20 protein-coding genes and 1 pseudogene are annotated in these 22,005 nt (G+C 64.4%); 17 read left to right on the top strand and 4 right to left on the bottom strand.

Annotation, left to right across the window (positions count from 1 at the left end):
- Positions 1–175 precede the first annotated feature (175 nt).
- Both Y706_RS29240 and Y706_RS24890 read left to right on the top strand, forming a co-directional pair.
- Positions 176–1,204, top strand: a complete 1,029-nt coding sequence (locus tag Y706_RS29240) for an ABC transporter permease (RefSeq protein WP_052355054.1) — start codon at positions 176–178, stop codon at positions 1,202–1,204.
- Positions 1,205–1,330: 126 nt separating this feature from the next.
- Positions 1,331–2,650 carry an NADH:flavin oxidoreductase gene (locus Y706_RS24890; RefSeq protein ID WP_043435962.1) on the top strand — a complete coding sequence of 440 codons (1,320 nt, stop codon included), beginning with the start codon at positions 1,331–1,333 and terminating at the stop codon, positions 2,648–2,650.
- 142 nt (positions 2,651–2,792) lie between these two features.
- Here Y706_RS24890 and Y706_RS0110555 read toward each other — a convergent pair whose 3' ends face one another.
- The 3 genes from Y706_RS0110555 to Y706_RS24885 all read right to left on the bottom strand — a co-directional run bounded on the left by Y706_RS0110555 (position 2,793) and on the right by Y706_RS24885 (position 5,457).
- Entirely contained in the window at positions 2,793–3,206 is a 414-nt protein-coding gene (locus Y706_RS0110555; RefSeq protein WP_084476065.1) for a PaaI family thioesterase, read from the bottom strand.
- Complete coding sequence (locus tag Y706_RS0110550) at positions 3,203–4,423, bottom strand: acetyl-CoA C-acyltransferase (protein WP_253906760.1); 1,221 nt, start codon at positions 4,421–4,423, stop codon at positions 3,203–3,205. The genes Y706_RS0110555 and Y706_RS0110550 overlap by 4 nt, the downstream gene beginning before the upstream one ends.
- Before the next feature lie 455 nt (positions 4,424–4,878).
- A complete protein-coding gene (locus Y706_RS24885; protein ID WP_043435958.1) occupies positions 4,879–5,457 on the bottom strand; it encodes a TetR/AcrR family transcriptional regulator in 579 nt (192 codons plus the stop codon).
- Positions 5,458–6,023: 566 nt separating this feature from the next.
- Between Y706_RS24885 and Y706_RS0110540 the strand changes: the two genes are divergently transcribed.
- A complete protein-coding gene (locus Y706_RS0110540) occupies positions 6,024–7,112 on the top strand; it encodes a helix-turn-helix domain-containing protein (RefSeq protein ID WP_028276564.1) in 1,089 nt (362 codons plus the stop codon).
- On the opposite strand, the gene Y706_RS0110535 is transcribed toward Y706_RS0110540, so the two are convergent.
- Complete coding sequence (locus Y706_RS0110535; RefSeq protein WP_052355052.1) at positions 7,062–8,675, bottom strand: FAD-binding oxidoreductase; 1,614 nt, start codon at positions 8,673–8,675, stop codon at positions 7,062–7,064. The two genes, Y706_RS0110540 and Y706_RS0110535, sit on opposite strands and share 51 nt — an antisense overlap.
- A gap of 171 nt (positions 8,676–8,846) precedes the next feature.
- Here Y706_RS0110535 and Y706_RS0110530 point away from each other — a divergent pair, with 171 nt between their 5' ends.
- From Y706_RS0110530 to Y706_RS0110465, 14 genes and pseudogenes are all read left to right on the top strand, one after another.
- Positions 8,847–9,665, top strand: a complete 819-nt coding sequence (locus tag Y706_RS0110530) for an SDR family NAD(P)-dependent oxidoreductase (protein ID WP_343213051.1) — start codon at positions 8,847–8,849, stop codon at positions 9,663–9,665.
- 1,354 nt (positions 9,666–11,019) lie between these two features.
- Positions 11,020–12,003: a LysR substrate-binding domain-containing protein gene (locus Y706_RS24880; RefSeq protein ID WP_043435955.1), complete on the top strand. Its 984-nt coding sequence runs from the start codon at positions 11,020–11,022 to the stop codon at positions 12,001–12,003.
- Positions 11,993–13,093 carry a mandelate racemase/muconate lactonizing enzyme family protein gene (locus tag Y706_RS0110520; RefSeq protein WP_028276561.1) on the top strand — a complete coding sequence of 367 codons (1,101 nt, stop codon included), beginning with the start codon at positions 11,993–11,995 and terminating at the stop codon, positions 13,091–13,093. Before Y706_RS24880 ends, Y706_RS0110520 begins: the two co-directional genes overlap by 11 nt.
- Before the next feature lie 67 nt (positions 13,094–13,160).
- Positions 13,161–13,439, top strand: a complete 279-nt coding sequence (gene catC, locus Y706_RS0110515) for a muconolactone Delta-isomerase (RefSeq protein ID WP_028276560.1) — start codon at positions 13,161–13,163, stop codon at positions 13,437–13,439.
- A gap of 194 nt (positions 13,440–13,633) precedes the next feature.
- A complete protein-coding gene (gene catA, locus Y706_RS0110510; protein ID WP_028276559.1) occupies positions 13,634–14,482 on the top strand; it encodes a catechol 1,2-dioxygenase in 849 nt (282 codons plus the stop codon).
- 162 nt (positions 14,483–14,644) lie between these two features.
- Positions 14,645–16,012, top strand: a complete 1,368-nt coding sequence (locus Y706_RS0110505) for an MFS transporter (protein ID WP_028276558.1) — start codon at positions 14,645–14,647, stop codon at positions 16,010–16,012.
- A 73-nt stretch (positions 16,013–16,085) separates the two neighbouring features.
- Positions 16,086–16,859 carry a 1,6-dihydroxycyclohexa-2,4-diene-1-carboxylate dehydrogenase gene (locus Y706_RS0110500; RefSeq protein WP_028276557.1) on the top strand — a complete coding sequence of 258 codons (774 nt, stop codon included), beginning with the start codon at positions 16,086–16,088 and terminating at the stop codon, positions 16,857–16,859.
- 38 nt (positions 16,860–16,897) lie between these two features.
- Entirely contained in the window at positions 16,898–17,482 is a 585-nt protein-coding gene (locus tag Y706_RS0110495; protein ID WP_052355050.1) for a flavin reductase family protein, read from the top strand.
- Positions 17,483–17,547: 65 nt separating this feature from the next.
- A pseudogene (locus tag Y706_RS30180) lies at positions 17,548–17,706 on the top strand (recombinase family protein); the annotation flags it as partial.
- Between the two features lie 192 nt (positions 17,707–17,898).
- Entirely contained in the window at positions 17,899–18,561 is a 663-nt protein-coding gene (locus Y706_RS0110485; RefSeq protein WP_243178471.1) for a GntR family transcriptional regulator, read from the top strand.
- A gap of 239 nt (positions 18,562–18,800) precedes the next feature.
- The gene (locus tag Y706_RS0110480) at positions 18,801–19,550 is read left to right on the top strand and encodes an amino acid ABC transporter ATP-binding protein (protein ID WP_028276553.1); all 750 of its coding nucleotides are present in this window, start codon (positions 18,801–18,803) and stop codon (positions 19,548–19,550) included.
- Between the two features lie 40 nt (positions 19,551–19,590).
- Positions 19,591–20,460 (top strand): glutamate ABC transporter substrate-binding protein, encoded by an 870-nt coding sequence (locus tag Y706_RS24875; protein ID WP_043435953.1) that lies wholly within the window; start codon positions 19,591–19,593, stop codon positions 20,458–20,460.
- 10 nt (positions 20,461–20,470) lie between these two features.
- Positions 20,471–21,115, top strand: coding sequence for an amino acid ABC transporter permease (locus Y706_RS0110470; RefSeq protein ID WP_028276552.1), 645 nt, complete (start codon positions 20,471–20,473; stop codon positions 21,113–21,115).
- Positions 21,112–21,975 (top strand): amino acid ABC transporter permease, encoded by an 864-nt coding sequence (locus tag Y706_RS0110465; RefSeq protein ID WP_028276551.1) that lies wholly within the window; start codon positions 21,112–21,114, stop codon positions 21,973–21,975. Before Y706_RS0110470 ends, Y706_RS0110465 begins: the two co-directional genes overlap by 4 nt.
- Positions 21,976–22,005 lie beyond the last annotated feature (30 nt).

Below are 22,005 nucleotides of genomic sequence, written 5' to 3'. Positions count from 1 at the left end.
GCGGCGGGCTGTTGGGTGCCCTCTTCGGGGCGGTCTCCATCTATCTGCTGCAGCAGTTGCTCACGGCCTCGGGCGTGGCCCCCAGCCTCATCCAATTTGCCTACGGCGCCGTCCTCGTCGTTGGCGTCGTGCTGGGCGCGACGCTGCTGGCCCCCCGTTTGAAGAGGAACGCATCATGACTGGTGACACCCTGTCCCCCGCACCAAGAACCCAGGCACCGACGGTCCGGCCCAGGCCCTGGACCACGTTCAGGGCCTGGGCCTTCGAGGTACCGGCACTGCAGGTACTCGTCGTGGCGGCCTTGGCAGCCTGGCTGGTGATCACCATACCGGCCGTCGCGAACCCCAGGTCAATCACGTCGATACTGGTCATCACGTCCCTGTTGGCCCTGGCAGCCATGGGCCAGACGCTTGTGGTGATCCTGGGCGGACTTGACCTGGCGGCACCGGGCTACATCCTTTTCGGTGCCTTCATGGCGGCGAACGTCGCGGGCAAGCTCGGGGTCCCTCCGGTCGTAGCCCTGCTGACCACAGTTCTGGCCTGCGGCGGCATCGGCGCCCTGATCGGCTGGATCTGCCACCGCTTCGCGGTCCAGCCACTGGTCGTCACGCTGGGCACCGGCGCGGCCATCACAGGCGCGACCCTGTTCCTCGCCGACGGCGACTATTCCTCCGCCCCGCCGGAGGCGCTGCGTTCCCTGGCCAGCCTAAGGGGGACCACCCTTGGCCTGCCGTTCCCCCCGGTCATCCTGATCGTGCTTCTCTGCGGGGCGGGAATGTGGCTTTTCCTCAATCGCACCGCGGCGGGGCGTCGCTTCTACGCGACGGGAATCAATTTCCGGGCCGCGCGATTGGCCAGGGTCCGGACCGCTGCCGTGTGGACCATGGTCTTTGCGGCCTCCGGAGCCCTGGCCGGGGTTGCCGGCGTCTTCATTGCATCCTTCGGCGCGGGATGGTCGCAAACCATCGGGGAACCCTACCTGTTCTCTGGTCTGGCCGCGGTCCTCGTCGGCGGGTCGATCTTCGGCTCGATTCGCGGCAGCTACACCCGCACGCTGCTGGGCGCACTCACTCTGACCCTCCTGTCCACGATCATCGTCAGCCATGGGCTGACGGAAGCCCAGAGCCGCATCGTCTTCGGCGTCATCATCCTTGCTGTGGTCTCGCTCTACGGCCGGGAACGCCACGTCCGCGACAGGTTCTGAGGCCTGGTCCGGGTCCCCTACTTCCGGCGGTCCCCTGCGACGCGCGGTCACGATACGAGCCGAGTCGGATGCCAATTTTGGATGAGTCATTTCATCCTGGTCCAACTGAAAACCAAAGGAGAATAAATGTCCCCCGAGACAGCAACTGTCGCCGAAGTGCTTTCCAGCCCCTGGAAAATCGACGGCCTGACGATCAAGAACCGCTATGTGCTTAGCCCCATGGCCGTCCTCCAGCCAACAAAGGACGGCCATCCCAGCGATCAGACCACCGCGTTCCTCACCACGCGGGCACGCGGCGGCGCTGGGCTGCTGATCATCGGTGGCGGCGTGGCCACCGAGCGCGGGAACCAGGAGGCGCCGTTCCAGCCCTTGATGCGCTTCGACCGGGACGAGTTCATTCCGGGGCTGCGGCGCATGGTCGATGCCGTGCACGAGCACGATGTACCCATCTTCGCCCAGATCTTCCCGAGCTTCGGCGCCATGGGCGTGCCGGGCGACGGCCGGCCCACAAGGGCCGCGAGCCCGAAGCCCGTCCGCATGGCCGCACCCCGCCTGCCTCACGGTTTCTACATTCCCGGCGGTCGAACGAACCCGACGCCGGAGGAGATCACCAAGGAGGAAATCCTCGAGGTCCAGGAGCAGGCCGTCGCCGCCGTACGGCGAGCAAAGGCGGCCGGCTTCGACGGCATCGAGCTGGGCGCGCACATGCGCTACCTCTATTCCTCCTTCCTCTCACCGCGCACCAACTGGAGGACGGACGAATACGGCGGGAGTGCCGAAAACCGCGCCCGCATCCTCACGGACACGATTCGGGCGATCCGGGCCGAAGTCGGAACCGACTATCCGGTGGGCCTCAGAATGAGCACCAACGACCACCTTCCCGATGGTCAGGGACCCCAGGGGTTCGCCGAAGTTGCGTCGATCATTGAAAAGGAAGGGGTTGGATATATCGCCCTGAGCGATGCGAACTACGAGTCGATGGACAATAACGTCACCTCCTTTTCGGGCGCCATCCTGGAGCACGGCGAGCCGCAAGCATTCCGCACCGCCATGCCCGAGGTCCCGTTGCTCCTCAGCAGCACCTTCGACCCGCAACAGTGTGCAGACGCCATCACCGCCGGGTTCGCGGACGGAATCATGCTGGCGCGGCAAATGCTGGCCGATCCGGAGTTCCCGAACAAGGTCCTCCAGGGACGACAGGATGAGATCGTCTGGTGCGACCACGACAACTCATGCCTGCGCCGCCTGATCTTCAATGTGCCGGTCCGGTGCCACAAGAACCCGGCCATGGGACGCGAAGCGGTCCTTGCGGGGGCCAAGGAACCTGTATCGGTAAAGCTCAAGCGTCCAGTCCAGGGCCTACTGATCGCTGCGACGGGGTCACCGGTCCTCATGGGCATCGCCGACAAACTGGCGACCGCCGGCCCGAAGGCATCCAAGAGCTGACACCTGCGCCGCGCCGGCCCCACCCGTGGCGGGAGCCGGCGCGGCAACCTTGGTACAAATGCGTGTGTGCCCGGACTCCGACTTGGAGCCCGGGCACACACGCATGTCTTGCCGCCCCACATCGGCAGCTGTTCAAGAAGCCTCAGTCCGCCGGGCGCAGCGCCCTGCCCATTCCGCGGTAGATGGCGACAGTCCGCTCCCCCGCCCGCACCACCACATCCACTATCATCCGGCGGCCCTCGTGAAAGATCACTTCAGCGGAGGCGACCAGTTCCTCCGAGATGCAGGCCGGGGAAATGTAGGAGATGGAAGCCTCGGCGGTCGCGATTCCGGCGCCGAATGTGTTTGCGGCCATAGCGAACGCGGTGTCTGCCAGCGCGAAGACCAATCCACCGTGGGCAATCCCGTGCCCGTTGGCCATTTCGGGCGTGACCCGGAGGACGGCCGTGGCACGGCCCTCGCTGGCGCGCAACACCTGGATGCCGAGCCCTTCCAGGCTCCGGTCGGCGGCCAGCATCGAGCGGGCCGGGTCGGCAATGATCGCTGGCTGGTTCACGACAACCTCTCCACTACCATCGCCATGCCCTGGCCGCCGCCCACGCAGAGCGTCGCCAGGCCGAGCGATCCGTCCTTGGTTTGCAGTCCGTTGATGAGCGTTCCGACCAGCCGCACGCCAGTCGCACCGAAGGGGTGGCCCAAGGCGATCGCCCCGCCAAACGGGTTGACCCGCTCCGGATCTACGCCCAGCTTCCGCACCACGGGAACCACTTGGGCGGCAAAGGCCTCGTTCAGCTCGACGATGTCGATGTCACCGATCGACAGGCCCAAACGATCCAACAGGCGGCGGGATGCGTCCACCGGACCCAGCCCCATGATTTCCGGCGAGAGGCCGCTTGCGGCACTGCCCAGGATGCGGGCCAGCGGCTTCAACCCCAGCTCGCCCGCGCGCCGGGCGCTCATCACCACCAAGGCTGACGCGCCGTCGTTGAGCGGGCTGGCGTTGCCCGCGGTGACGGTTCCGGACTCGTGGAACACTGCGTTGAGGCCCGAGAGGGCCTCCAGCGTGGTGCCCGGACGCGGGCCGTCATCGGCGCGCACCACCGTGCCGGCAGCCGTGGCCACCGGCACGATCTCGCGCGCGAAGTACCCGGACTCCATCGCCCTTTCCGCCCGGAGCTGGGACTCCAGAGCCCATTCGTCCTGGTCGCGGCGCTTGGTGCCGGTTTGACGGGCCACAAACTCGGCGGTCTTGCCCATAGAGAGGTACACATCGGGCAAGTCCCCGTGATCCCGGGGGTCGGCCCACGGCTGGCCGGATTCGAAGATGCCATCGGCACGCCATGCTGCGTCCGCAAAGGCGGGGTGGGGTGATTCAACCACGGGCGGTGTCGAGGTGGTCGATTCGACGCCCGCAACCAGGAACGCGTCCCCGTCGCCCGCCCGCACGGCCTGGGCCGCCATCGCGGTGGCCTGCAACGAGGAGGCGCAGAAGCGATTCACCGTGACCGCCGGGACGCTGTCCATCCCTGCAAGAACCATGACACGGCGGCCAATGTTGTCGCCCTGCGCGCCCTGCGGTACCGCGCACCCCACGTAGGCGTCCGCAAACTCGGCGGAGTCAACCTGCGGAAGCGCAGCGAGCGCTCCCCGGATGGCTGCCAGCGCGAGGTCTTCGGGGCGCTCACCGGCCAGCGACCCCTTACGGGCCCGGCCGATCGGTGTCCTGCGATAGGCGACGACGACCGCGTCATTCGGCGCGATGGCGGTGTTCACGATGATGTTTCCTCTCAGTGTGGACGGCTTCCCTAACGGGCTGGCTCCACGGGCAGGGACAGATCAGGGTCAGTTTCCTACATCTAACGTCTCATTCAATATATACGAACCGTATCGTATTGCACAGACCCGAGGCCTCCCACGCCCACACCGGACACGTGGAAGGGAAATCGGGAGGCAAAGGGCGCCACGGGCATGTCGCAAAGAAGTCACGGTCGGAGCAGGCGATGACAGGGCGTCGCCCCCTACCGGACCGTCGCCGCAAACTTCTTGCGCACCCTCAAATAGGTGCACGCCACTCAACTCGAGCGCCGGGCTGCGCCCCGGCTAAAGCCAGCACCGGCATACTATTCGCCCGACATGCCGCGGCAACCCAAGGCTATAGGGTCAATTCTTAGTCACGGAGCCCATCGGGCCCATGGACCCAGACGGAACACAGGTAGTACTTGGGGCCGCTACCTTGCGGCGAGCCCGTCAAGAGCCGTCTGCATGATTGCGTCGGTGGCCTTGGCGTCAAGGGGGCCGGATTGGAACAACAGGCGGAAGTACACGGGGGCGTAGAGCAGCTCCGTGACGAGCTCGGCGTCGAGTTCCTTGCGCATCGACCCCTCGCTTATAGCCCGTTCAACCAAGGACGTAACGACCAGCGCGCGCGGAGTCCAGAAATGTTTCTTGAATTCAGCCATCGCCGCCTCGTCACCCTGGCACTCACCGATGAGTTGCGCCACGAGCCGACCCTCATTGCCGGCATAGACCTCCGCAAGTGAGGCCATGTGCTCACGAAGCGCGTCAATCGCAGGGACATCCTGGCGCACCGGAGTACGCGCGACATGGTTGTCCAAGAATGTATCGATAACCACGGCAACCTTGCTCGACCACCACCTGTAGATAGTGGTCTTGCTGACTCCGGCCTCACGGGCAATGCGCTCGATCGAGAGCTTTTGCACCGTAAATCCGTCAGGCCCCGCATCTTCGAGCAACTTCATGGTTGCTTCCAAAATGGCCCGACGACTTTCTTCACTTCTGATTGCCATGGGTCAACCATACGTGCTTAGCCATCCAATACGAAACGTACACGATCACACTTTAATGCTTTCCATTTTCCGGGTCTCGCGAGGCAGTGGCGAATGGGAGGCCGGCAAAAAGCGCCAGGCTGCGTATATAGGAACAACAACGCCCCAAGTAGCCTGGCAACAAAGGGTCTTGGTGCCATGAAATGGATTGCCACGGATTCCCACCCAGGCCCGGGAGCTTCTGGCTTTCTTCAGTGACCCCCGACGAGGTGACGTGGCATCTTTGCATGGAATTGCGACGCGCCCTACACTCAGTACGAAACGGATCGGATCTATAAGGGAGGTGCCGTGACTGCGTCTTCTGCCACAGAGGTCATGGAAGCCGGAGGTTCAGACCACGCGAGAGACTTGGCGGTGAGCTCGGTTGTCGTGGGCTGTCGGACTCACCAATCGGCGTCGCCCGGAATCGACCTGGCGCCCACGAATCCGATCCAGCCCGGGGCCCACGGCAACGCCCGCCCTCCCCTACTCGGCATCTGCTTGGCTGCTCCGCAGATCTATGACGGAACCTCATCCGAGGCGGACCAATGACTTCCGTCCTGGATACCCGGTCGGTTCCTCCGGCCGAGCGCCGTGACTACTGGTCGGCGGGGATCTCCGAACGCTTCTTCCCGATGCACGTCGAATCGGTCGGAGCGCCCACCTTCGACGCCCGCCTGGCCGGTGGCCAGGTCGGGCCGGTCGGGGTCCAGTCCATCCAAGGACTTGCGCACCGGGTGGCACGCACGCAGCGGATGATCGCGACCGCCGATCCGGAGTGCATCTTGCTGTATCTGATGACCAGGGGCACGACCCATATCGAACAGGACGATCGCAGCTGCCTTCTTCGCCCCGGTGACATTGCGTGCCACGATACGTCGCGGCCTTCCACCTTTGAGGGCCGCAAGGGTTTCGAGGTGCTCGTATTCAGCATTCCCAAATGGTTCATCGGGGCGCAGGCCGAGGGCATCGCCCGGCGTTCCGCGACACGGGTGGATTCGGGCCAGGGACGGCTCACTGGGCCGGGAACCCCGTTCCTCGTACAGCTAGCCCGAACCACAACGAGCGGCGGCGGGCTCTCAAGCCCTGACGGGGAAGGCGCTGCAGAGATGGTGTTGCCCTTGCTTCGCAGCATGTACGGCGCGCAGGAGATTTCCGATCCGCGTTCCCGGCCCGAGGTACTGCTTGCGCGGATGCAGCGGTTCGTGATGGACCACCTGCACGACCCGGAACTCGGGCCAGAGCGGATCGCTCGGGCCCACTACGTGTCCACGCGCTACGTCCACAAGCTCTTTTCGGCCTCCGGCACCGGAGTGTCGGCCTGGATCCGCGAACGCCGGTTCGAGGGTGCCGTGGGCGAGCTGCGGCGGTCCCCGGAATCGACGATCGCGACGGTCGCGACGAGGTGGGGATACCGCCATCCGGCAAGCTTCAGCAGAGCCTTCCGCGAGGTCCACGGCTGCGCCCCACGGGAAGCCAGGCATCTGCCGGAGCCTGTGGGGGAAGACCCCGCCCGTTTGTTAGGGCGGGATCTTCCCCAGCACCCGCCCGTTGGGCGGGGCGGGGGGCTGCCCAAAGATGCGCGATCAGGCCTGGGGGAAGCCGGCCTCCCGCAGTCGGGTGCCCCAGATCCCTGACTTGCCCGGAGCGATGATTCCGTTCGGGTCGAGCGTGTCCTTGATCGTCTCGTTGAAGCGCCGCAGCGCGTGGTCGTTGAAGCCGAACTGGTCGGCCGCGAGATCCATGAAGGACAGGTGCGCCCGGTATTCGCCGTAGCCGCGCTTGCCGGCCTCGGCGACCATGCGCTTGGCCACGGCGTACGCCTTGGCGACCTGCTCCGGGTTTTTCGTGTCGAAGGGGATGACGTTGATAAAGGTGGTTGCGCGCGCGTTGATGGGGAGCATGCCACCAAGGAAATCAAGGCCCGCTTCGGCGCACATCTCGGCCATCAGCTTCTGCGCGGCCATCGCGTGCTGGGACGTGAGCGGGATTACAGGCGAGAAATCGACGTGGCCTCCCTCCTCGCCGCCAGACCATCCTGCCATCTTGTAGAGATCCTGGCTCGGCACGCCGATCTGCACGCGCTCGTGCGGGTTGGGCAGCGTCTCCCACGCATCGGCCCCGTGCTTCTCGCCCATGAGCTCTACGCTCGGGATCTGCAAGAAGCGCGTCTTGAGCTTCTCGAAGTTGTGATCGACCACCGCTTCGTCTCCGTAGAGCGCGAACCGCATCATCCAGCGTCCCAGTCCCAACTCCTTGGCGATTTTGTCGATGATTTCCTCGGGCATCGTCCCCTCGCCGTCGAACCACTCGGCGCGCGTGGTGAGCATCGATGCCATGCACAGCGTGTTCGACAGCTGCGGGCGCATGTCGATGGCGCCGGCGAGCATGAGCTCGCGAAGCGCATCGACCACGGCGGGCATCTGCGCGTCATCCCAGACGCGCAGCCAGAGCGGCATGTACACCTCGGGCTTCGGCATGAGCCAGTAGCCCATCTTCGTGACGATTCCGTAGTTCGACTGCATGAACATCTCGGTCGAGGTCGGCCCCAGGCCTCGCTTGTACAGCGGCCAGGTCGGGTTGTTGTCCATCGCGCCCGAGCCGGTTCGCATGAGGTCTCCGGTCGGGAGCACGACCTCGAACCCGCAGTGCGAGGCCTGGTCGATCGAGTACGGCATGTAGGTGAGCCCATGCTCGAGCGTGTTCGAGACGACGCCTCCCCAACCTATGTCGACGATGGACGCGACAAGGTTGTGCCCGCCGGCCTTGATCGCGTCGTGCAGGTCGTACCAGCTCACTCCAGGCTCAACAATCGCGTAGCCGAGCTCTTCGTTAATCTCCAGAACGCGGTTCATGCTCCGGAACGACACCATTACTGAGCCACGCACCTGAGGTGCGGCACCGCCGTAGCCGTTGTTCTTGCCGCGGCTAATGGGCCACAACGGGATGCGGTGCTCGTTGGCGATCCGAACGATCGCCTGGACGTCCTCGGTGCTCGTCGGGCTGACGACGGCGGAGGGGAGATTCGTGGCGGAGCCGGGAACCTGAAAGGGATCCTGGAAGTCCTGCAGGGACTCGGCATCGCTTGCGACATTGTCTTCGCCGATCGCGACGGCGAACGCGGCCAGTGCCTCTTCGAGGTCGGATTCGGTGACGCCGGGCGGGAGCGGGCGAGTCGACGTCATGGGGGTGTTGCTCATCTGGATCTCCTTTGATGCAGTGTGTCGTGTCTAACACGTGCCGTTCATCCTGTGCCATCTGGCACCGGAGTGGGGAGATTCCGGCCCCATGGTGCAGTTCGTGCACAGAAGTGTGCACAAACTGCACCATCACACCGCTCCGGCCTCTGGCCCCCTCCTCGCCGTGGTTGCATGGGGCCCAATACATATGACGAGTTGAACGGAGAAGGAACCATGGCCGGTGGTCGTCTGGAAGGAAAAGTCGTCCTACTGACAGGAATCGGGGGCGGAATGGGCCGGGTGACCGCCCGGCTGTTCACACGTGAGGGTGCCACGGTCGTCGGTTGCGACCTCGATGCCGACGGAGCTGCAGAGACGGTCCGCCTGGTGGAGGCCGACGGAGGCGCGATCGAATCAAGCGCCCCCTTGGACCTGGGCAACCGGGAAAACATCGATCGCTGGGTCGCCGGCGCGATCGAACGCCACGGCCGCATCGACGTGCTCTACAACAACGCCAGCATGCCGAAATTCGCGCCGTTCGCCCAGATGAGCGGCGAGGAATACCGGTTCACCATCCAGAACGAGCTGGACCTGGTGTGGCATGCCTGCCAAAGCGCCTGGCCGCATCTGGCCGCCGTCGGCGGTGCAATCGTCAACATCGGTTCGGGCGCCGGGATCCAGGGTGCCCGGGCCCTGCCGCAGGCCGCCCATGCTGCTGCGAAAGGGGCCGTCATCGCTCTGACTCGGCAGCTCGCCGCCGAGGGTGTCGCCGTCGGCGTTCGCGTCAATTGCGTAAGTCCTGGTGTCATGGCGACTCCGCCGGTACTCGCGATGTTCGAGCAATTCGGCGAGAACGCGCCTGTCGCCCCGATCATCGAGCGCACGATTGACGGCAAGCCCGGGGAACCACTCGCCGTCGCGTATGCAGGCCTCTACCTCGCCTCCGAGGAGGCGAAATGGGTCACGGGATCCCACCTGGTCGTAGACGGCGGAGCCAGCGCGATGATGTAGGTCCGAGCGAGACCGGGCGCACAAGAAGGCCCCCGATCCCGCGCACGGCCGTACTCTGAACGCTTCTACCGCCATCCGCGGAGTCCGTGGCCGGCGGCCCGCATCTTCAAGAAATTTCTGTCAGGTCATGTCGTCAACTGGACCCCACGACATGAATGGGTACAAGGCCGATCAGGGCCAACAGAACAGGCCAGAAAGAAGACCGTGTGACCCTACATCCCAGCAAGCGGAGGGCTCACTAGCCAGGGCACCTGAACCCGCCACCCACACAACCGAACAGGCCACCGCGGCGCCAGGCACGACCGCAGCCAATGTCAGAGGGACCCGCGGAGGGTCAATGTCCACACATTAAAGCAAAAACCCCTCTGACGAGGGGTCATGCTGTGCCCAAAGTGGGACTCAAACTGCATTCCCACCCCCGCAAACACTAGACTCCCGTGGAAACATGCGGATTCCGGCCCAATCCGGGACTGGTACGGCCCGATCCGAAGCCGAAATTGTGTACTTTGTACACACCCCAAAGCGGCCAGCTCCAAGCTTCGCAGCCGCCAGCAGCCCCCCCCCCAATCGAAGGGGCGCGGGACTTCTTTGTACTCGACTCTCCATCACAAGGTCACCTCCCTTCAAGTCGTTCATGATCCCGTCGGCGCACCACTGCACGACGGGCAGCGCCCCTTCAGACGCTGATCGCGGGCTAACCGAGCCACACGAAACAACGGAACCCCGGCGGCGGGGGCGGTGGTGGTTGCCGGAGTCCCGGGGTCCGGGGGCGAGCCCGGGCCTGCCTTGCTCAGCCGTGTGAATGACAGAGCTATTTGGTGGTGCTATTTGGCGCGTGCCTGGTGCACGCCCGCATAATCAAGCGATCCCGTCCACGTTGGTCCAAGTACCAGTCCGCCTGATTTCAACAGTGGGTCGATGAGTGCGGTCACCAGCCGAAGCGGTGCCCGGAGCGTGGGTTATGGTTGCTGCCCGCGTGACAGCTGTCGCTCGGAGGTTTTCATGTGAGGCAACAAGGGGGCAAATCGCTCGACACCGTGATCACGGTGATGAACGCCGTTTTCAGCGTGATCTTCCTTGCAGACTTCATCTACCGGGTCGTCACCGCGCCATCGCCGGGCGGCTATGTCTTCAAGCACTTCGGCTGGGCCGACATCTTGGCCAGCTTGCCTTTCGAACAATGTAACCCTCCTTGCCGCTGGCCTGCCTGTCCGCGCCCGGCCGCCCACAGGCGGAGATTGGTATGCGAAACGTCCCAATAGCTCCGAAATAGGTATTTCCCCTAACTAATCCGCCCTCCTAAGCTGGTCGGAGTACGGCATATCGCCTGCTTCGAGCTGCCCGGGAGCTTCTAATGGAGACGCGCCACCTCAAGTACTTCATTGCAGTGGCCGAGGAACGTCACTTCGGCCGCGCAGCCCAGCGGCTGCACATGGCCCAGCCGCCGTTGTCCCAACAGATCCGGCAGCTGGAGGAACAGCTCGGCACACCCTTACTGCTGCGCACTACGCGCAAGGTGGATCTCACCCCAGCCGGACAGGTCCTGTTGGATCGAGGACGGCTGCTGATGCAGGAACTGGAAGCTCTGGAGGAGGACGTCCGGCAGGTCGGCGCAGGGGCCACTGGCGTCCTCCGCGTCGGCTTCACCGGAACAGCCACCTACCGGCTGATGCCCAGCATCGTCCAGGCCGCCCGACGCACTTTTCCCGGGCTCCGCATCACCGTTCAGGGCGAAATGCTGACGCCGCAGATGGAGTCCGCACTCGAGGACGGAAGGCTCGACGTCGCCGTCCTCCGACCCCCAGTCCGTTCCGGAACTGTGGCCCTCAAACTGCTCGAACAGGATCAGCTGGTCGCGGCACTCCCGGCGGATTCGCCGCTGGCGGAAAAGGGCACCCTGGAACTGGCGGAGCTCGCCGGCCAGGACTTCGTCGGTTATCCGAGCTACTCCGCGGTCAGCAGCATCGTCGTGGATGCCTGCCGCAAAGCCGGGTTCCAGCCGCGGCTCGTCCAGGAGGCCAGGGAAACCTCCACCCTGCTCTCGCTCGTCGCGGCGGGGATGGGGATCGCCCTGGTGCCGATGACTTCCCGGATGTTTTCCTTTCAGGGTGTCGTCTTCCGTCCGTTGCATAACCCGCCGCCGGTCGACCTCGCCGTTGCCTGGATCCGCGACGCTGAGACACCCCTGCTGCGCAGCTTCCTGCAGCTCTTCGATTTACCTCCCACATCGGGTCCTGGCCAGCAACAGCCCCCGCTTCGCCCCGCGGAGTCGCCGGCCCCGTCCCTGCCACAGTCACAACCCGCATCCGCAACAAAGGAACCACCCCGTGAAAATTGACCGCATTGAGGCCATTCCCTACGCCATTCCTTACGCGCGGCCGCTGAAGTTCGCCAGCGGCGAGGTGACTTCCGCGGAACACGTGCTGGTCCGGATCTACACGGACACCGGCATCTGCGGTATCGCGGACACCCCGCCGCGGCCCTACACCTACGGCGAAACCCAGGATTCGATCGTCTCGGTGGTGACCAAGGTCTTTGCCCCGCAACTCATCGGGCTGGACCCGCTGGACCGCTCCAAGGTCCAGCAGCTGCTCCGGCGCACGGTCAACAACCCCACGGCCAAGGGGGCCCTGGACATCGCACTCTGGGATGTCATCGGGATCTCGCTGGGCACCCCGGTGCACAAACTGCTGGGCGGCTTCACCGACAGCATGCGGGTCTCGCACATGTTGGGCTTCAAGCCCGCCGCCGAGCTTCTGGAAGAAGCGCTGCGGTTCCGTGAAAAGTACGGCATCAACACCTTCAAGCTCAAGACCGGGCGGCGGCCCCTCTCCCTCGACGTCGAGGCCTGCCATGTTTTGCGGGAGGGCCTTGGCGAGGACGCCGAGATCTACCTCGACGCCAACCGTGGCTGGACGGCGAACGAGGCCATGGAGGTCCTGCGCAGGACCGAGGGCCTGGGCCTTTCCATGCTGGAGGAGCCGTGCGATGCCGGCGAGACGATGGGCCGGCGCCGGCTGGTGCAGAGCTCGAGCATCCCGATCGTGGGCGACGAAAGTGTCCCCACCCTGGGCGATGTCTCCCGCGAATTGCTTTCCGGCGGCAGCACCGCGATCTGCATTAAGACTGCGCGCAGCGGTTTCACCGAAGCCCAGCAGATCCTCGGCCTCTGCATGGGCCTCGGCGTGGACGTCACGATGGGCAACCAGATCGACACCCAGATCGGCAGCCTTGCCACGGTCACCTTTGGTGCGGCGTTCGAGGCCAGCTCCCGGCGGGCCGGGGAGCTCTCCAACTACCTGGACATGACGGACGACCTGCTCGCGGAGCCGCTAAAAATCATGGACGGCGCCATCCGGGTCCGCGATGTCCCCGGCGTCGGCGCGGCCATCGACGCCGACAAGCTGCAGAAATACCGGCAGGACTAGCCCGGCCCGGCCCGCATCCTGCCTCAGAACGCCGGCACACCGCTCCCCACCACGCAAGGAGAACCACATGCTGTATCTCGTCCGCATGGACGTCAATATTCCGCTGGACATGCCCAAGGAACGCGCCGACGCCGTCAAGGCGGAAGAGCGGGAGTATTCCCAGCAGCTGCAGCGCGACGGACGATGGGCGCATTTGTGGCGGGTCGTGGGCGAATACTCCAACTACTCGGTGTTCGACGTCGCGGACAACGACGAGTTGCACACCCTGCTCTCCGGACTGCCGCTCTTCCCCTACATGGACATCAAGGTGACGCCGCTGGCCAAGCACCCGTCCGCTGTCGAATAGCCCAGCCCCTCACTCGAACATTCATATCCAAAAGCTTTCAATGGGCCGGAAATAGGTATTTCCCCTCGACCAATTACGGGCCTACCGTTGAATCAACACCGGATGTGATGTGCGGCACGGCACTGAGCGAAATTTGCCAGTCCGGAACCGCCGACCGTTTTTACCATCCTTCTTTTTTTGACAAGGGAGTCACCATGACAATGGAAACCGAAGCCACAGCAGCTTCCTCGGGCGCAGGGGCAACCGCCCGCTTCCGGGAGAACAAGCACCTCGCCGCCGGCACCAGCCAGGAGCGGGTCAGCACGCTTGCCGGCCGCGTCATCAAGGCGATCAACGACACCGTCCTGGACGAGAAGGTCACCTACGACGAATACAACGCTTTCAAGGCCTGGCTCATCCAGGTCGGCGAGGACGGGGAGTGGCCGCTGTTCCTGGACGTATGGGTGGAGCACTCCGTCGAGGAGGTCGCCAACTCCAGTCGCCACGGTTCCAAGGGCAGCATCGAGGGACCGTACTACATCCCGAGCGCCCCCACGCTCAACACCCCGGCCACCCTGCCGATGCGCGACGACGAACCCGGCACACCGCTGCTGTTCCAGGGCCAGGTCACGAACGTCGCCGGCCAGCCGCTCGCCGGAGCACTGATCGAACTGTGGCACGCCGATGACCTCGGTTTCTACTCCCAGTTCGCCCCCGGGCTGCCCGAATGGAACCTCCGCGGTTCCATCATCGCCGACGCTCAGGGCAACTTCCAGATCAACACCATGCAGCCCGCGCCGTACCAGATCCCCACCGACGGTGCCTGCGGTGCCCTCATCGCCGCGGCCGGCTGGCACGCCTGGCGGCCGGCCCACCTGCACCTGAAGGTTTCGGCCCCGAAGCACGAGCTCATCACCACCCAGCTCTACTTCGAAGGCGACGAGCACGTGGCCGACGACATCGCCTCGGCCGTAAAGCCCGAACTCGTCCTGGCCCCCACCGAGCGCGCCGACGGCAAGGGCCGCGAAGTCACCTACAACTTCGTGCTCGATCCCCGGGGCTAAACCCCCTTTGTCAGCGCCGGGGCCGGAACAGCCCGGCCCCGGCGCTGAACCCCAATATCATCCCACCACCCGCCGTAATGCCGCGTGCCCAAAATGAAGTGGCCGCAGCCGCCCGGCCCCCGGATCGGTCGGGTCAGAACATCACACGAAAGTGAGTTACCGGTGACTAAACTCGCCTATAACGTCCAGGACGTTATCGACAACACGCCCATGGGAATCAGACGATGGTCCATCGTCGTCCTCTGTTTCGTGATCGCACTGCTGGACGGATTCGACACCCAGTCGATTGCATTCATCGGACCGGCAATCGCCGAAGACTTCGGCCTGCAGGCCACTGACATGACCTGGGTGATCACCGCCAGCACCGTTGGCATGTGCGTGGGCGCAATGTCCCTTGGCACCTTCGGGGACAGGATCGGTCGGAAGAAGACCATCCTGCTCGCACTGGCCCTTTTTGGTGTGTTCTCCCTTGCCGGTGCTTTTGCTCAATCCCTGGAGCAGATTGTCATTCTGCGCTTCCTCATTGGCCTCGGCATGGGCGGGGCCACCCCGGCGCTGCTGGCACTGACCGCCGAGTACAGTCCCAAATCGCGCCGCGGCACGTTCATGACATTGGTGTTGCTTGGCCTGCCCGGTGGCGCGCTACTCGGTGGGCTTGTGGCGGCGGCATGGCTGCCAGTGATGGGCTGGCGTGGCATCTTCCTGGCCGGCGGCGTGCTGCCACTTGCCATGGTTTTGGTCTGCAGCAAGATTCTCTCCGAATCGCCGATCTTCCTGGCGGCCAAGGGCACCTCCGCAGCCGACGCACAGGCGCGTCAGATCATGGCCTCAATTTCCGGGAGCCCAGTCAGCCCGGACGCCGTGCTCGCAACCAACGACAAAATGCAGGAGCGCAGCTCCGTCGCCGCACTTTTCTCCGCTAAGTACCGGATGGTCACCATCGCGGTCTTCGCCACCTACCTGCTCAATTGGATCGCGTGGTTCCTGCTGCTGCTCTGGATGCCAACCGCGCTCAAGATGTTGGGGCTGGCCGGCTCGCAGGCCGCGATGGGAACCGTGACCGTCAACGGCGCATTTATCCTCTTCGCCATCCCTCTGTCCATCATCCTGCCCAAGGTCAACCCCAGAAAATTGCTGCTGGTCATGTTTGCGGCGGGGATCGTCATCGCGCTGGGCCTGGGCCTGGCCGGCTCCAACTTTGCGCTGGTCTTCGTGCTTATCGGGCTGGCCGGCTTCGGCATTGGCGGCCAGCAGTTGGCCCTGAACTACCTGATCGCCAACGCCTACCCCACTCAACTTCGTGCCACGGCTACCGGCTGGGGCATCGGAATTGGCCGCCTCGGTTCCATCGTGGGCTCCGCCCTCGGCGGGCTCATTCTCACGGGTCTGGGCGTCTCCGGCTACTTCATGGCACTCGCGGTACCCCTGGTTCTGGCCGGACTGGCCACCCTGATGGTGCGAAGCTCGACAGTTAAAGCCGAGATTGCTTCGACGGAGCCGGCGCCACGGGAACGTGAAGCCATCAGCTGACGCGGGGGCACCTACGCAGATATCGAACTGGCCTCAACGGCTGAAAAATCCCAATAAGAGAGGACGCACAGCAATGCGTTTTACCGACAAGGTTGTTGTGGTGACCGGCGCTGCCCAAGGGATTGGTGCCGTCGTCGCCCGTAAGATTGCGGCCGAGGGAGGCACCCTAGTGCTGGCGGACCGGTCCGAGCTGGTCATTGAAGTGTGTGCTGAGCTGACGGCCAGTGATGCACCCGCACGATACTTCCTTTGCGATCTGGAAACTTATGCGGGCGCCGTGAAGCTGATGGCCTACGCCGTGGCAGAGTTCGGACGCATCGACATCCTGATCAACAATGTCGGCGGTACGATCTGGACCAAGCCCTACGAGCACTACGAGGAGGACGAGATCGAGGCCGAAGTGCGGCGCTCCCTCTTCCCCACGCTGTGGTGCTGCCGCGCAGTGCTGCCGCACATGGTCGAACGGACGGCCGGGGTCATCGTGAACGTCTCCTCGATAGCCACCCGAAGCATCAATCGCGTTCCATACGCGTCGTCCAAGGGTGGGGTCAACGCTCTGACCGCGTCGCTGGCGTTCGAAGCCGCTCCGAAGGGTATCCGGGTAGTGGCCACCGCGCCCGGCGGCACCGAAGCTCCGCCGCGGAAGGTCCCGCGCAACCCGAACGCGCAGTCCGCCCAGGAAGAGACGTGGTACCAGCAGATCGTGGACCAGACCACCGAAAGCACCCTCTTCAAGCGGTATGGCACGCTGGAAGAGCAGGCAGCTCCGATCTTGTTCATGGCCTCTGACGACGCCAGCTACATCACTGGCGCGGTGCTGCCGGTGGGCGGCGGGGACCTTGGGTAATTCAGCGCGGCCTGAACAACAGCAGAAAGGAGAAGTCGATGACTCAGGAAGTCATGGGATGCATTGAAGAACGAGAATTGCGCCACGCCTTTGGCACGTTCGCCACCGGTGTCACGGTGGTCACCACCCGGACGGACGACGGCGTTCCGCACGGCGCCACCGTCAGCGCCTTCACCGCGGTATCCCTCGACCCGCCGCTTGCCCAGGTCACACTGACCCGGTCCTCGCGCGGCGCCCGGTATCTGGAAGCTGCGCCCTTCGCTATCAACATCCTGTCGGTAGAACAAAAGGATGTGGCCCTGCACTTCGCTGGCAAAGTCCTTGACGCGGAACCGGAATGGACGCTGGACGGCAACGTCCCGGTGCTGACGGGGAACGCCGCGACGCTTAAGTGCCGGCCGTGGAATATCTACGACGGCGGCGACCACATCATCGTCGTCGGCGAGGTCATCGCACTGGACATCACCAAGCGGGAACCCCTCGTGTTGTTCGGCGGTGAGTTCCACAACCCAGGAGGACGGATCGAGGGTGCCCGGCGGGATAACTCCGGCGATGCTCCCGAATCGGACTGGTTCGCCGGCTCCAGCTCCTTCAGGCCGCTTCACGACCGGACATCTGTCTAATCTGACCGGCCCTGCAGGGCGCAGCGATCTACATGTCGGGCTATGCGACTTAGTCTCCCGAGTAAATGACCTCGGCCAAACTCAGGCTCGCCACGGCCTCCCTGGGCAAGCCCGGAACCAAAGTCCGCGATCTCTGCACCGAACTCGGCATCACCCGCCAGATCCTTTACCGGCACGTATCACCGACGGGCGAGCTCCGCCCGGACGGCGAAAAGTTACTGACGCCGAACCAAGCCGCGGCGGCCGAACAACTCCGACTCATGCACCGTCCGGATGGAAAGGACACCACATCTTGGACACTTGCGTATCCACTGAAATACTATGGGTGTCCGGGCGATGGCTTCGGGCCTGCGAACTGGCGGGACCGAGTGGCGGCGTAAGCCTCCCTTCCGAGTCGCCACTGTGGAAGGAAAGTTGTGTCACCTGGTTCTGAAACGATGCGGCACGACGGAGATTCTATCTACGCCCAGCTGCGCTCTGAAATCCTGGCCGGTGCAATTGCTCCCGCCACTCCCTTGCGGGAAGTTACCTTGGGGGAACGCTTCGGTGTCTCCCGCACGCCGGTGCGCGAGGCTCTTCGCCGCCTCCAGCACGACCGTCTTCTGGACCGCGGCGCCCGTGGACTGCAGGTCCATCAGGCAACACCCCAGGAAGTCATCCAGGTCTATGACGTGCGGATTCTTTTGGAACAGGAGGCGGCCGGGCAGGCGGCCCTGTCCCACGACATCACTGACATTATGCAGCTCGAAGGCCTGGTGGAACGTGACCGCGCACTTTCGGAGCCGGATGACAACACCCGGGCGTCGACGAACCTGGAGTTCCACGCTGCCGTCTGGGCGGCTGCGCACAATCCCGTGCTCCAGGATCTCCTGCAGCGGCTGTCCACCCACTTGATCCGCACGCCGCACTCGACTCTGTCTGTGGGAGAGCGTTGGGACGAGGCCCTGGCCGAGCATTCGAAGCTGGTCGCGGCCATCACCGCCGGCGACGAAACTGCTGCGCGGAACACCGCACGCGAGCACATGGAGACAGCCCGTCGGATCAGGCTCGACCTGCTGCGGAAATCGGCCTCCCACTAAGATCACTGCCGGGCTCTCCGGCTAGCTCTCCGGGCCCCGAAGCGCCAGCTTTTCTGCCTTCTCCCGGGCATCAGCCCGGTGCTGCCACGGTTGCGCAGACCGCTGCCGTTGGTAACTGCCGCGGTGGTGGCGAAGCGTTCGCACCCATCGAAGACTCGTAATGACTTGCCGTGATTGCGGTCACCATGCCACACTGTACTTCACTGTATACAGTCGTATTCCATCAAAGGAGATAGATCATGACAGCCATCACGGAGACGGACACCGTCGTTGAGTTCCGCGGAGTCGGCAAGCGCTTTGGCAGCATGCAGGCCCTGACCGGCATTGATTTGTCGGTGCGCCGTGGCGAGGTGGTCGTCATCCTGGGCCCGTCAGGGTCGGGCAAATCGACGCTGTGCCGGTGCATCAACCGGCTCGAAGCCATCGACGAGGGCCACATTCTCATCGACGGCCACGAACAGCCGGTGGAGGGCAGGGATCTGTACAAGTTCCGTACCGAGGTGGGGATGGTCTTTCAGTCCTTCAACCTCTTCTCCCACAAGACCATCCTGGAGAACATCACCCTCGCCCCACGGAAAATTCTCGGCCTGGACAAACAGGCGGCAGAGACGCGGGCCCACGAACTGCTTGCCATGGTCGGCATCGCCGACAAGGCACACAGCCGGCCGTCCCAGCTCTCCGGAGGCCAGAAGCAGCGCGCGGCCATCGCCCGCGCACTGGCCATGGATCCCAAGGTCCTGCTCTTTGATGAACCGACTTCGGCGCTCGATCCGGAATCCACCCGCGAGGTTCTGGCGACCATGCGGAGCCTCGCGCAGAGCGGCACGACGATGATCGTCGTGACCCACGAGATGTCGTTCGCGCGGGCCTTCGCGGACCGGATCGTGTTCATGGCCGCCGGAGCCATCGTGGAAATTGCCGACCCTGAAACGTTTTTCACCTCCCCTTCCTCCGACCGGGCCAAAGCCTTCCTCTCCTCGGTCCACTAACAGCACCTGTGCAACGACGCACCCACCCTAAGGAGTCACCATGAAACGCCAGCACTTCCTGCCGGCCCTGGCCATCGCCGGCGCACTGATCCTGGGCACCACAGCCTGCGGCGGCAGCACCCCGGCCGCCGAGACCAAACCGGCCCAGAGCTTCCCGGCCAACAGCACGATGGACAAGATCCAGAAACGCGGCAAAGTGATCGTCGGGGTCAAATTCGACCAGCCGCTCTTTGGCGTGAAGAATCCGATCACCGGCAAGATGGAAGGCCTGGACATTGAGATGGCCAGAATCCTGGCCAAGGACCTCACCGGCAGTGCAGAGAATGTCGAGTTCGTTGAGGCGGTCACCAAAAACCGTGAGGCGTTCCTGCAGCAGAACAAGGTCGACGCCGTCATCGCCTCCTATGCAGTGACGGACGAACGGAAGAAAGTCGTCAGTTTCGCCGGACCCTACCTTGAGAGCAACGTGGCCCTGCTGGTACGCAAGGACGACAGCTCAGTGAACAAACCCGAGGACCTGGCCGGAAAGACGGTGTGTTCCACCACCGGCGCCCGCGCGGCCCAGCTCATCGGCGCGGCCGTGCCCGCGGCCAACGTGGTCCTGTTCAGCACCTACAGTGAATGCGCGCAGGCACTGAAGGATAAGAGGGTCGACGCGGTGACCACTACCGAGGCAATCCTGCTCGGTGTCCAGTCCCAGAATCCGGATGCCTACCGCATCGCGGACGGCCATTTGGCCGATGCCGAGGAATTTGCCATCGGTGTGGCCAAGGACGACGCAGCATTTCATGACTACCTCGATCAGCTCCTGACCAAGGCCATCGCGGACGGGGACTGGAAGAAGGCCTACGACGCGACGATCGGCCAGGTCAAGCCCGGCGACGTTACCCCGCCCAAAGTAACGCTGTAGGGATCCGCTGATGTCATTCCTTCTCAATCACCTCGGCGATTTCGGCCAGGGCGTGATGGTGACTCTGGGACTCGTTCTCCTGGGTGCCGCCGGTTCGGTGCTCCTGGGGACACTGCTCGCCGCACTGCGGACCAGCCCCATCAGGACGGCCCGGGCTGTTTCCTCGGCCTACGTGCTGATTTTCCGCAACGTGCCGCTTCCCGTGCAGATGGTGCTGTTTGTCTTCGGACTCCCGGTCCTGGGCATCCAGTACTCACTCTACGCCTCGGCCGCCATCGTTCTGGTGCTCTACACCGCGCCGTTCGTAGCCGAAACCCTGCGCGCGGGCCTGAACACCGTGGACCGCGGCGAGCTGGAAGCCGGACGCGCCCTGGGCTTCGGGCCGATGGCCTCACTGAAACTCATCGTCCTCCCGCAGGCCTTCGCCACGGTGACCAGACCGCTGGGCAACGTCTTCATCACCATGGTCAAGAACACCTCGGTCGCTGCCCTGGTAGGGGTATCCGAACTGACGTTCCTTTCGGACAAGATCGCGGTGGATGAGGCACAACCGTTCATTATCTTCGGCGGGGCCGCCCTCTGCTACCTCGCCATCGGGCTGGTCATCGGCCGGCTCGTATCCGCAGTCGATCAGAAGGTGGCGTTCAGCCGATGAGTACCATATCGCTTTTTGACCCGGCCGGTCCGCGCGCCAAACGCCGCCACCTGCTCCTGGAAATCCTCACCGCCTTCATCGTGATCGCCGGCGCCTATCTGGTCTTCCGCGTCCTCTACGACAAAGGCGAACTGAGCGCCGCGGCGTGGGCCCCGTTCGCCGAGCCCGGACTCTGGGCGCTTCTCGGCCAGGGGCTGTGGAACAACATCGCAGCCGCAGCCGTCGGCATGGTGCTGTCCATGATCACCGGATGCCTCCTGGCCTTCGGACTCGGCTCCACACACGCACCTCTGCGCCGGACCTGCCGGGTCTACACGGACGTCTTCAGCAGCATCCCCCTGCTCCTGCTGCTCTACTTCACATCCCTGGTGCTGCCCAACTACGGCCTCAAACTCGGGGACTTCTGGTTCCTGGTCATCGCGCTGACCCTGTACAGCGGGGCCGTCATCGGTGACCTGCTGCGCTCCGGGATCCTCGCGCTGCCGCCCGGTCAGGCCGAGGCCTCCCTCGCACTGGGTTTCTCCCACGTCGGGACGCTGCGCCTGGTCCTGCTCCCGCAGGCCCTGCGGTCCATGAGTCCTGCCCTCGTGAGCCAGCTCATCATCCTCTTCAAGGGAACAGCACTGGCCTTTGTGCTCGGCGGCTACATGGAACTGCTGAGGTCCGCCACCGTCATCGGCCAGTACTACACCCGGTCCCTGCTGCAGGCCCAGTTTGTTGCCGCGCTGGGATTCCTGGTCGTCAACATCGCCCTCGGCGCCCTCGCCGTGGCCCTGGAGCGCCGCCAAAACCGCCTCGCCGCCCAGGAACCGCTCCCCGTGACAGCGGCAGAGCCAGCCCCCGTACCGGCCCGCCGCTAACACCCCCGGGCCGCCTCTACCCCCAAATCA

The sequence above is a fragment of the Arthrobacter sp. I3 genome (genome assembly GCF_000520575.1).
Classification (GTDB): Bacteria; Actinomycetota; Actinomycetes; order Actinomycetales; family Micrococcaceae; genus Arthrobacter; species Arthrobacter humicola_A.
Note: the sequence above shows the minus strand (reverse complement) of the source record. Positions and strands in the feature narration are given on the sequence as shown.